This window comes from Bacillus sp. EB106-06-01-XG163, assembly GCF_058791615.1.
In genome coordinates this window covers 194,474-207,919 of the sequence record NZ_JBYTDS010000001.1, presented here as the reverse complement: position 1 = coordinate 207,919, position 13,446 = coordinate 194,474, and the positions used below count along the sequence as shown (strand labels likewise).

The following is a 13,446-nucleotide window of genomic DNA, read 5'->3' as shown; positions in this document are numbered from 1 at the left end:
CGTGAAGAACTTCAATAAGCAAATCACTTTATCGCTGAAAAATCCGTTTATTTTACATCATGACGTTTACGGACAAAAAGTCCTTCCGGGATTGGCTTATATTGATATGTTTTATCAGATTTTCAAAGAGCGCGGCTATTCATACGACGGGCTTCAGCTGCGCCATTTATCCATATATCAGCCGCTTATTGCGAAAGAAGACAGCGCCGTCAAGCTTACGGTTGAATGTACAAAGGTAAAAGAAGGGCGCTGGAAACTTACCGCAAAAGGGGCTGAGGTCAGCGGCGGACGAGTACAGCCGGAAGAACGTATTTACGTCAAAGCGGAAATGCACGAGACGGCACCCGCAATTTTCAGTGACACGCTTGATCTTGACTCTGTCAAACGCGAGGCGGAACGCACCATCGATTTAAATGAGCTGTATGCACAATGCAGAAGCCAGGAATTGGTTCACAGCGGATATATGAAAGCAGAAGGAGAAGTGTTTGAGGAGCGGGACGGCGTCATCTTTGATGTATCGCTCGGAAAAGACGCGATGGGACAGGCCGGGGGGTTTTTGTTCCATCCGACTCTCCTTGACGGAAGCGGCGTCGGCGCAAACCTATTGATCTCATCGCTGTTAAATGGGGAAAAGAGGCTGTTTCTGCCTCTTTTCTACGAATCTTTTACAGCTTCCGAACCTTTGCAGAGCGGCTGCATCACGAGAATCAAACGTTCGTCGCTTCGGCAGGAAAAGGAGCTCATTTACATTACACTGGAGTTTTTTAACACATCCGGCCGAAAAGTAGCCGAGCTGAAAGATTTCACAAGCAAGCTCGTGCGGGATGCCGAGCTGATCAATACAGAACGAAAGCCAGCTGAGAAGTCTCCTGAAAAAGCCGGTTTACCGGAAGTTGCGGCATCGCTTGAAGGCGGACACCCGCATGAGGAAGCAGAGCGGTATGTCATGAATCTGATGGCGGAAAAAATCGGCAAGCCGCTTGAACAGATTGATTCTCAAGTCGGCTACTATGAAATGGGGCTGACATCGTCCGGACTGCTTGACGTCGTCGAAACGATCAGCGAAAAAATCGGCGAAACCCTTTCTCCGACTTTGCTGTTTGAATATACGACGGCAGCAGAGCTGGCAGCTTTCCTGACTGAGCAGTACGGGAGCCATTTCAGCGCGTCTCCGGCAAAAATGGAGAAGCCGGTTGAGCCGCAAACAGAGAGAAGACGGAAAAGCAGTGTTCCGCAAGATGAAGATATCGCGATTATCGGCATGGCCGGCCGCTACCCGCAGGCCGAAAATATTCATGAATTCTGGGAAAACCTGAAAGAAGGAAAAAACTGTGTCACCGAAATTCCGGAGTCTCGCTGGGACTGGCGCCGGTTTGAAAATGTAAAGTCGCCTTCCGGAAAGAGCATTTCAAAATGGGGCGGATTTATTGATGATCCGGATTGCTTTGATCCCCAATTTTTCCGGATTACGCCGCGGGAAGCTGAAACAATGGACCCTCAGGAACGGCTGTTTTTACAAACATGCTGGGAAACGATTGAGGATGCCGGATATACGCCGAAGTCGCTCGCAGAGGCGCGCGGACGGAATAAGAGACAGCGCGTCGGCGTCTTCGCAGGGGTGATGCATAAGGATTATACGTTGGTCGGGGCTGAAGCTTCTTCTGAAGATCATGTATTCCCGCTTTCTCTTAATTATGCGCAAATCGCAAACAGAGTTTCATATTTTTGCAATTTTCACGGGCCGAGCATGGCGGTCGATACGGTCTGTTCATCTTCGCTGACTGCGGTTCACCTTGCTGCGGAAAGCATTCGGCGCGGGGAATGTGAATCGGCGGTTGCCGGAGGGGTCAATTTGTCGCTGCATCCGAATAAATATCTGACATACGGTTTATGGGACATGTTTTCAACAGACGGGGTTTGTCATACATTCGGGAAAGACGGAGACGGCTATGTACCGGCTGAAGGAATCGGTGCCGTTTTATTAAAACCGCTGCGAGAGGCGGTAAAAGACGGCGACCGGATTTATGCGGTGATAAAGGGCAGTGCCGTCAATCACGTGGGGACAGTGAGCGGAATTTCCGTGCCGAGTCCTGTCGCGCAGGCTGATTTGATTGAAGAATGCCTGGACAAAGCGGGCATCGATCCGCGCACGGTCAGTTATATTGAGGCGCACGGGACGGGAACTTCTCTCGGCGATCCGATCGAGGTTCAAGGCCTTGTCAAGGCGTTCCGCCAGTACACACAGGACAAACAGTTCTGTTCGATCGGATCAGTGAAGTCCAATATCGGCCATGCGGAATCGGCTGCGGGCATCAGCGGCTTAAGCAAGGTTGCCCTGCAGCTTCACCATAAAACTTTGGTGCCGTCTCTTCATTCGGAGGAGCTGAATCCGTATTTAGATTTTGAACAATCACCGTTTTACGTCCAGCATCATACCGAAGCATGGCAGCAGCCATCAGTGACGGAAAACGGAAACGAAACCGTATATCCTCGGCGTGCGGGCATCAGCTCTTTCGGGGCGACAGGTTCAAACGTGCATCTCATTCTGGAGGAATTTATCCCTGAAGAATCACACGGAACAAATGCTGAACCGGCAGAAGAACAGACATTCATTTTCCCGGTTTCAGCCCGGAATGAAGAACGGCTAAAAGAGTATGTTGCGAAGCTGTCTGCATTTATTCATCCCGGCCTGCCGCTTGAGGATGCGGCGTATACACTTCAGATCGGCCGTGAACAGATGGAGGAGCGGGTTGCGTTCACCGCTCAGAATATGACACAGCTCAAAGAGCGGCTGGAAGGCTTTCTGGCAGGTAAAACGGTCAGCGGGTGCTGGCGGAACCGAGCTGATAAAAGCAAACAGGCAGAGCTTGCTCCGGACTTGATACATAAATGGCGTTCTTCCGGAAGTCTGGAGATGATTGCCGAAAAGTGGGCCGGCGGAGGAACGATGGATTGGAATCTCTTGTACGGTGAAAACAAACCGAATCGGATCAGCCTGCCGACATATCCGTTTGAAAAAATCCGGTATTGGGTGCCGAAGGCGGAGAAAAGAGAATCGCTGCCGCAAAAAAATGCAGGCATGCTGCATCCGCTCCTGCATGAAAATGTATCAAACATGTCAGGCGTCCGTTTTCGGTCCTCGTTTAGCGGCGGAGAGTTTTTCCTGAAAGATCACGTCGTCAAAAACGAGCGGACGTTACCGGGCGCGGCTTATCTGGAAATGGTCCGGGCGGCCGTTGAACATGCGGCAGAAACGAAGGAAGAAGGAACAGTCCGTCTGAAACATGTCGTATGGATACGTCCGTTTACAGCGGCGGATGAGTCCGCAGATCTGTATCTCCGTCTTTATGACGAAGAAAATGGGGAGATGGGATTTACGGTTTACAGTGAATCGGCTTCCTCGGAACAAGAGCCCGTTCTCTATGCGCAAGGAAGCGCAGCGTTTGTCCGAGCGGGCGAACCGGCCAAAATCGAGATTGACAAATTGAGAGAGTCACGCCGTCTGATCACACCTGACGCTTGCTATCAGGCATACAAACAAATGGGGATTGAATACGGGGATGCTCACAAAGCGGTCACGGAAATCTATGCAAAAGACAGCAAAGTGCTCGCGAAGCTCTCACTCCCGTCATCTATTTCTCATACAAAAGATCAGTTTGTCCTCCATCCGAGCCTTTTGGATGCGGCCTTCCACGCGACAATCGGGTTAATGCTGGACAGAGACGGGACTGACATACGGCCGATGCTGCCGTTTGCTCTCGAACAGATTGATGTGTTGAAAAGCTGTAAAAGCGATATGTGGGTTTCCATTGCGTACAGCGGCGAAAGCAAGCCTGAAGATGCCGTGCAGAAGCTGGATATTGATGTATGTGACGAACAAGGCAATGTATGTGTGAAAATGACTGGCTATTCCGCACGGGAAATTGAAACGGATAAAACAGATACACTATTTTTTGAACACGTATGGGAAGAGAAGGCCGCTGTACATGAAAAAGCGCCGATCCATTTCAAAGCCCGTCACGTGATGATATCTGACCGGTTTACGGATCAAATGAACAGCATACAGACGGACTTCAGCTGTCATGTGCTCCGTGATCAGCATAAGAGTGAAGACGAACGGTTTGAAGCTTGTGCGCTTCAGGCGTTCGAAGAAGTGAAGAAAATCCTTTCTTCAAATTCCGGCGGGCGCGAGCTCATACAGATTGTCGTGCCTCAAGAAGCGGATACGCAGCTCCTTTGCGGCTTAACGGGGCTTTTGAAAACAGCGGCGCTTGAAAACCCGAACCTGACCGGCCAGCTGATTGAATTGGAGCCGGACGTCAAGGCAGAAATTCTGTCCCGATATGTAAAAGAATGCAGCGCTCATCCTGATGACAAGCATATTCGCTATGAAAACGGCAGGCGCTATACGGCACAATGGCAGGAAACAGGGCTTGAACAGTTCGGCGCCGAAAAGCCGTGGAAGGATAAAGGTGTTTATCTGATCACAGGCGGTGCGGGCGGACTCGGATTTTTATTCGCCAAAGAAATCGCCCGGCATGCAAAAGACGCCGTTCTTATTTTAACGGGGCGTTCTCTGTTGGATAACCGTAAAAAAGCCCAGCTTCAAGAACTGTCCGATCTCGGCGCGCAAGCTGTGTACAAACAAACGGACATGACGGAAAAACAAGAAGTTCAATCGCTCATAGCGGACATCTGTCGGCAGTACGGCGGATTAAACGGTATCATACACAGCGCCGGAACGATAAAAGACAACTATATTCTCAAAAAACACAAAGATGAAATCCGTGATGTACTGGCGCCAAAAGTCTCCGGGCTGGTTCATCTTGATGAAGCGGCAAAGGACATTGAGCTTGATTTTCTGATTCTTTTCTCTTCCGGAGCCGGAAGCGCCGGAAGCGCGGGCCAGGCTGATTATGCGATGGCCAATGCGTTTATGAACGCCTTCAGTGAAAAAAGAAACCGTAAAAAAGCCCGAAATGAACGCTATGGACATACCCTTTCAATCTGCTGGCCGCTTTGGAAAGACGGCGGCATGACGGTTGATGCTGAAACGGAAGCCATGCTGACAAAAGAAAGCGGCATGGTCCCTATGCAAACAGAAAACGGCATTCAGGCTTTATACCGCGGGTGGGCGGCAAACACATCCCAAGTCATGGTGACGGAAGGCTACGCCGCAAAAATCCGGACGTTTCTGAAAAAATCAGCGGATGATCAGCCGGATAAGGGCAGCGAAACGGAAGAAACGGCAGGTCTTACAGCAGGCGGAGAGAACATGCTTGCAGAAAAAACGGAGCATTTCTTGAAACAAGTGCTTTCGGAAGTGACCAAACTTCCTGTCGGCAAAATTGACGCCAAGGCGCCTATGGAAGATTACGGTATTGATTCGATTATGATTATGCATTTGACGGGCCGGCTGGAAAAGAGCTTCGGCTCATTGTCAAAAACATTGTTTTTCGAGTACCAGAATATCGAATCGCTGGCGCAGTATCTTATGAAAGCACACCGGGACACGCTGCTGGAAGTGACCGGGATGAAAATAGAAGAAACCCCTGCAGCCAAACCTGCGCTGTCTGAGAAAGCGAAAGTAAAGCCCGTTTTCAAACGGAATGAAGGCAAAAAAGGCTTTGCGCAAGTCCGTCCAGACACGCTGGAAAATCAGCAGCTGACGGAGCGTGAAGATATCGCAATTATCGGTATATCAGGACGATATCCGCAGGCCGAAAATCTTCAGGAATTTTGGAAGAATTTGAGTGAAGGCACTGACTGCATAACCGAAATTCCAAACGATCGCTGGGATCACAGTCTTTATTACGACGCTGATAAAGATAAAGAAGGCAAGACGTACGGAAAATGGGGAGGATTTTTGAAAGACGTGGACAAATTTGATCCGCAATTCTTCTCTATTTCGCCCCGGGATGCAAAATTGATGGACCCACAGGAGCGGTTATTCCTGCAATGTGTCTACGAAACGATGGAAGATGCCGGTTACACGCGCAAAAAGCTCACGGAAAAATCGGGTGATTTGCTTGGCGCCAATGTCGGTGTTTACGTCGGCGTCATGTACGAGGAATATCAGCTTTACGGAGCCGAAGAACAGGCGCGCGGAAAATCGCTTGCGCTGACCGGAAATCCGTCATCAATTGCGAACAGGGCTTCCTATGTATTCGGTTTTAACGGCCCGAGCATGGCTCTGGATACGATGTGCTCTTCTTCTTTAACAGCCATTCATCTGGCATGCCAGAGCTTGCGGAACGGGGAATGCGAGGCAGCATTTGCCGGTGGTGTCAATGTATCCGTTCATCCGAATAAATATTTGATGCTCGGCCAGAACAGATTTTTATCAAGCAAAGGCAGATGTGAAAGTTTCGGAGAAGGCGGAGACGGTTATGTGCCCGGTGAAGGAGTGGGCGCCGTACTCCTTAAGCCGCTTTCTAAAGCGAAAGCGGACGGTGATCATATTTACGGCCTGATCAAAGGAACGGCCGTGAACCATGATGGAAAAACAAACGGGTATTCCGTACCGAATCCGAACGCCCAAGCCGCGGTGATCAAACAGGCGTTAAAAGACGCGGGAACCGATCCGAGGGCGGTCAGCTACATCGAAGCCCACGGCACCGGGACTTCACTCGGCGATCCGATTGAAATCACGGGTCTGACAAAAGCCTTTTCAGAACAAACACAAGATAAACAGTTTTGTGCCATCGGCTCAGCGAAATCCAATATCGGCCACTGTGAAAGCGCGGCGGGCATCGCCGGGCTGACGAAGGTGCTCCTGCAAATGAAGCATAAGCAGCTCGCACCGTCATTGCATTCCCGGACGCTTAACCCGAATATTGATTTTCCGAGTACGCCGTTCAAAGTGCAGCAGACGCTTGAAGAGTGGAAAAGACCGGTCATAAATGAAAACGGAGTAAATAAAGAATTGCCGAGAACCGCGGGGCTTTCCTCATTCGGAGCCGGCGGCGTCAACGCTCATATTGTCATCGAAGAATATTCCGCTGATGAGGATAAGGAGACGGCTTATGCTGCGCCTCATCCGTCGATGATCGTCCTTTCTGCGAAAAATGAGCAACGGCTTCAAAAACAGGCGAAACGTCTTCTTGATGCACTGCGGAGCGGGCGTTACCGGGAAGCAGATCTGAGCCGGATCGCATATACGCTTCAAATCGGCCGTGAACCGATGGAAGAGCGTCTCGGAATGATTGTCAGCAATTTGCGCGAGCTTGAAGAGAAGCTTGACGAATTTACGGGCGGCAAGGAGTCAATTGACCAGCTCTACCGCGGACAAGTCAAACAGAATAAAGACACGATGGCGCTGTTTGCGGCTGATGAGGACATGGAAAAAACCATTGAGACGTGGCTTGAAAAAGGCAAAGCCGCAAAGGTATTAGAGCTTTGGGTGAAGGGCCTTCCGCTGAATTGGGATAAGCTGTATCAAATGGGCAGACCGCAAAAAATCAGTCTTCCGGCCTACCCGTTTGCAAAAGACAGTTATTGGATCGACATATCAGCAGATGCAGCTGTCAAAAGACCGGCCGAAACACAGTCTGCGCCGCTCGCACCGGCGGCCGCCCCGGAACCGGTCATTGAAGTAACAACTCTTCACGACGAGACTGCCAAAGAAAAACCGTCAAATATTACACTGCAGTCTTTGAGCGGCGCGAAACCGAAAAGAACCGTACAGCCCGCTTCCCGTCCGGCGGTTTCCGCTGAAAAAGTAAGTGCCGTATTGACCGAAAGTTTGGCAGACGTTTTATATATGGATGCCGACGATATCGACGCAGACGACACATTTATTGATATCGGCATGGATTCAATTACCGGTCTTGAATGGATAAAGTCTGTTAATAAAGCATACGGCACGTCCCTTACGGTGACGAAAGTATATGATTATCCGACAATCCGCCAGTTTGCGGCTTTCTTGCAAAAAGAGCTCGGGACAGAACCGATCCTTGAGGAAGCAACCGAACCGCAGAAAACAGAGGCCGTGAAAAAACCGTCAAACATCATGCTGCAGCCTTTAAACGCTCATAAGCAGCATGTGATACAAGCAGAAGCGGATATTCTGGAGGCGATGTCAGAAACGGCAGCTTCCGCCGAACCGGAAGAACCGATTGAAGCGGTGCATGATGAGTTATCAAAAGCACTGGCTGATGTATTGTACATGGAGCGGCATGAAGTAGATATTGATGAGGCCTTTATTGACTTGGGTATGGATTCGATTACCGGTCTTGAATGGATAAAGGCCGTCAATAAACGGTACGGCACGGACTGTAACGTAACGAAAGTGTATGATTATCCGACAATCCGTCAATTTGCCGATTTTCTGCGTACGCAGCCGTCTGTCCGCGGAAGAAAAAAACAGGCGGTTCCCGTACGTCCAAAGCCGCTTACGCAGCAACATGCCCCGCAGGAGAAAACACCTGCCGAGCCGGAGAGATTAACGATTCAAAAGGAACCTGAACCGGTGCAGGCCAAACGGGAGCCTAAAGACGAGATAGCGGACGCGATAGCCATCGTCGGCATGTCGGGCAAGTACCCGGATGCGCCGGACCTAAAGACGTATTGGGACAACTTAGCCCGTGCGAAAAACGCCATTCGCGACATCCCGCTTTCCCGCTGGGATGTAAACAAATACTATGATCCGGCCTTAAACAAGAAGGGCAAAGTATACTGCAGATCAATCGGTATGCTTGACGGCATTGAAGAGTTTGATCCGCTGTTCTTTAATATATCTCCGTCTGAAGCGGAACTTATGGACCCGCAGCACCGGATATTTTTACAGGAAGGTTTTAAAGCCTTTGAAGATGCGGGTTACAGCTCAAAAGAATTAAACGGGAAAAATTGCGGCGTTTATTTGGGGATTATGAACAATGAATACGGCATGATGTTAAACAAACATCAGACAGGAGGAAGCGCGACGGGCAACAGTTTCAGCATCGCGGCGGCCCGCCTGCCTTATTATCTCAATTTGAAAGGGCCGGCCATTCCGATCGATACGGCATGCTCTTCATCTCTCGTCGGGGCTCATTTGGCGCGTCAGGCGCTGTTGAATCATGAAATTGACATGGCGCTTGTCGGCGGTGTGACCTTGTATTTAACGCCTGAATCATACATCAGCATGTGTGAAGCAGGAATGCTGTCTCCTGACGGCCAATGTAAAGCATTTGATAACAGTGCGAACGGATTTGTGCCTGGCGAAGGCGCGGGGGCGCTCGTTTTGAAGAGGCTGAAAGATGCGGAAGCCGATCAAGACCATATTTACGGAGTCATTATCGGATCTGGAATTAACCAGGACGGAAAAACCAACGGCATTACCGCACCAAGCGCGAAAAGCCAAATGGATTTAGAGCGCCAAGTGTATGAAGCGCACAACATCCACCCTGAGAGCATCACCTATGCGGAAATGCACGGCACCGGCACAAAGCAGGGGGATCCGATTGAATTAGAAGCCCTGTCTTCTGTATTTAAGGAAAAAACGGACCGCAAACAATTTTGCGCCATCGGTTCGGTTAAATCGAATATTGGGCATACGTCGGCGGCGGCAGGCGTAGCAAGCGTCCAGAAGGTTCTGCTGTCGATGAAGCATCAGCAGCTTGTGCCGACCCTTCATTTCAGCACGCCGAATGAACATTTTGATTTCGATGACTCGCCTTTATTTGTCAATACCGAACTCAAACCTTGGGAAACAGGCGGAGCACTGCGGCGGGCCTGTGTCAGCTCATTCGGCTACAGCGGCACAAACGCTCATCTCGTTATCGAAGAGTATCAGCCGAAAGACCGGGGAAGCCGTAAGCCTGATGAGACAAACATTTTTGTGCTGTCGGCGAAAAAAGCGCCTCAGGTAAAAACCTATGCCGAGTCTGTGATCGAATTTGCAAAAGCCAATCAGAATATCAATCTTTCAGATATGGCGTACACGCTTCAAACCGGGCGTGATGCGATGGATTACCGTCTTGCGGTTACAGCCGGTTCGAGAGAAGAACTGGTCAGCCGTTTAACCGATTTTGTAAACGGAAATACGGGTGAAGGGATATATCAAGCCCATATCAAAACGGCTAAAAAAGAAATCAAAGCATTTGAAACGGACGATGACCTGAAGCAGCTTGTGAGGTCATGGTTCGATAAGAAAAAATACGCCAAAATAGCAGAATTGTGGGCCAAAGGGCTCCAGATGGACTGGGACAGACTCTATCAAGGCGAAAAACCCCGCAGAATCAGTCTGCCGGCTTATCCGTTTGCGAAGGAGCCGTACTGGCTGCCTGAGCCGAAAGTCATACCGCAGGAAACAGAAGACCGGCGCGAGGCTGTGCTTTTAGAAAAGCAATGGGTTCCGTGTGAGATCGATTCGGCCGGTGAGAAAAGCGGCAGGACGGTCATGATTCTGGCTGATGGAAGAACAGCGGAGCTAGCCGAAGAGACTGCAAAGCATTTCGCTGACTCATTCATTCTCCCGGTCGATTCGGCTGACACTGCAGCTAGCGATTGGAATCACATAGATGGCGCAATCGATCTGACGGGATGCGGAGACGAAGACCCTTCACTGGAAGGGATCAGCCGGCTCCAGACTCTGATTGATACAAGCCGCCGGCAGGCGCGGCCGCTGACGCTGCTATATGTAACAAAAGGCTTGGAGCCATTTCAGCAGAAAACGATTCATCTTGCAGGAGCGGCAAAAAGCGGCCTGTACAGAATGCTTCAAAATGAGTATCAAAACGTGACGTCCAGACACATGGATGCCGATACAGATACGGATCAGCAGACGCTTGCCAAACAGATTGCAGATGAATTTGCGGCGGACAGCACAGAACCGGAAATCTGCCGCCGAAACGGACAGAGATACCGTGCTTTATTCAGGGAGATTCCAAGCGGGAAGCGAGCAGAACATAAGCCCGCACCGTTTCCTGAAGACCATGTGCTTTTCATTACCGGAGGCACGAGGGGACTGGGTCTCTTATGCGCCCGCCATTTCACAGAAAAACACGGCGTGAAAAAAGTAGTGCTGACAGGCAGGGAGCCGATTCCTCCCCGCGATGAACGGTCAGCCGTTAATACGAGGCTGAAAGAGAAGATACGGGCGATTGAAGAGCTTGAAGCAAAAGGAGTGCAGGTGGCGGTGATCAGTCTGAAATTGTCTGATCATGATGCGGCGGCAGCGGAAATTGAAACGATCCGGCGCACGATGGGACCGATAGGCGGCGTCATTCACTGTGCGGGATCGGTTAATTCAGTAAATCCGGCGTTTATCAGAAAGACTGCCGACGATATACAAGAAGTGCTGGAACCGAAAGTCGCCGGGCTTCAAACATTAAGCAGCCTTTTCACAAATGATCCTTTGAAATTTTTTGTCTTATTTTCTTCAGTATCTGCAGTCGTTCCGGCGCTCGCGGCGGGACAGTCGGATTATGCGATGGCAAATGCGTACATGGATTATTTCGCGGCGGCTCATCAGCATCAATATCCGTTAGTCAGCATTCAATGGCCGAACTGGAAGGAAACCGGATTGGGTGAAGTCCGCACAGAAAGCCTGAAGCAGACCGGGCTGCTGGGACTGTCCAACGCGGAAGGACTTGACTTGCTGGACCGCATTTTATCTGAAAACATCCGCCCGTCCGTTCTGCCGGCTATCATTGATCGGAGCGAATGGCATCCTGACAGGCTGCTCTGTCAAGAGAAAAAACAAAAAGAGACTGAAGCCGTAATAAACGGCAAAGCCGCTGAAAAACATTCAGACAGAGAACTGCTTATTGATACGAAGGCGTGGCTTGTGAAACTGTTTTCCGATGAGCTGAAAATCGCTCCGGAAGAACTGGAAACAGACGAACCGTTTCAGGATTACGGGGTTGATTCGATCATTTTAGCGCAGCTTTTACAGCAAATGAATCAAGCGCTCAAAGAGGACTTAGATCCGTCTGTTTTATATGAACATCCGACGATTGACGCGTTTGCCGAATGGCTTGTATCCAATGGGCAGCCGCTGCTTGCAGAAAGGGAGGAACCTGATACAGCATTGTTGGTTCCGGCTGCCGTACAAACGGTTCACACTGACCAAAAGCTTGATACCGTAACTGAAGACATTGCCGTCGTCGGAATGAGCTGCCGTTTTCCGGGAGCGGAATCGTTAGAACAATATTGGGACTTGCTGAGAAGCGGCAGGTCCGCAATCGGCTCCGTCCCGGCGGAACGTTTCGGATATCCAAATCAATACGTTGCGGGATTGATTGACAATATGGATCACTTTGATTCCGAATTCTTTTTCATTCCGGAAAACGACGCGAAAGCGATGGACCCTCAGGCATTGGCGGTGTTGGAAGAGAGCTTGAAACTTTGGTGCCATGCCGGCTATTCCCGTGAAGAAATCAAGGGTATAGAGGCCGGTGTGTATATCGGAGGCCGCAGCCAGCATCAGCCTGATCCTGAAATTCTTGCGAATACCCGCAACCCGATCGTTGCGGGCGGGCAGAATTATTTAGCGGCAAACGTTTCGCAATTTTTTGATCTGCGCGGGCCGAGCATCGTGCTTGATACGGCTTGTTCATCGGCTTTGACAGGAATGAACATGGCCGTTCAGGCACTGAGGAGCGGCGATATCAAAGCGGCGGTAGTTGGCGGTGTCAGCCTGCTGAACACGGATGCGGCGCACCGGATGTTCCAAGAGCGCGGGCTGTTAAACGAAAAGCCGGCATTTCACGTATTTGACAAGCGTTCAGGCGGAGTTGTCCTCGGTGAAGGCGTCGGCATGGTGCTGTTAAAAACAGTAAGCCAGGCGCAAAAAGACGGCGACACGATACACGCGGTCATTAAGGCCGCCGCCATGAACAATGACGGCAGAACGGCAGGCCCGTCAGCTCCTAATATGCAGGCGCAAAAAGATGTCATGCAAAGCGCGCTTTTCAAAAGCGGCAAAAAGCCGGAAGACATCAGTTATATCGAAGCAAACGGATCGGGTTCCGCTGTAACTGATTTGCTTGAGCTGAAGGCGATTCAATCCGTATACCGCTCTGGCCAGCATGTTCCGCTCGGCATCGGGTCAATTAAGCCGAACATCGGGCATCCGCTTTGCGCAGAAGGCATCGCAAGCTTCATTAAAGTCGTATTAATGCTGAAGCATAAACAAACGGTTCCGTTTCTCTCAGGAGATGAACCGATGCCGCATTTTGATATAACAAAGACAGATTTTCATTTTCATAAAACAGCCGGCGAATGGGATGCAGCCAGACCGTCAGCAGCCATCAACTGCTTTGCCGACGGCGGAACGAACGCCCACGTCATTCTGGAAGCTTGGGAAGAAAAAGACACCCGAATGAAAAGAAAGCCGCTGCCGGTACCGTCATTAAGACGTAAGGCTCTGGTAAAAGAGCCTGACGCACCGGCGGAGAAACAAGAGCTTCCTGCGAAAAAAATGTTTTGGAAAGCATTTAAATGAGAGAGGAGTGGGAAGGA

1 protein-coding gene is annotated in these 13,446 nt (G+C 50.3%); it reads left to right on the top strand.

All coding sequences use genetic code 11. The features are described 5' to 3' along the window. Nucleotide 1: 1 nt before the first annotated feature. Nucleotides 2-13,429: an SDR family NAD(P)-dependent oxidoreductase gene (locus tag AC3WTF_RS00700; RefSeq protein ID WP_492314154.1), complete on the top strand. Its 13,428-nt coding sequence runs from the start codon at nt 2-4 to the stop codon at nt 13,427-13,429. The last annotated feature ends 17 nt before the right edge of the window (nt 13,430-13,446 follow it).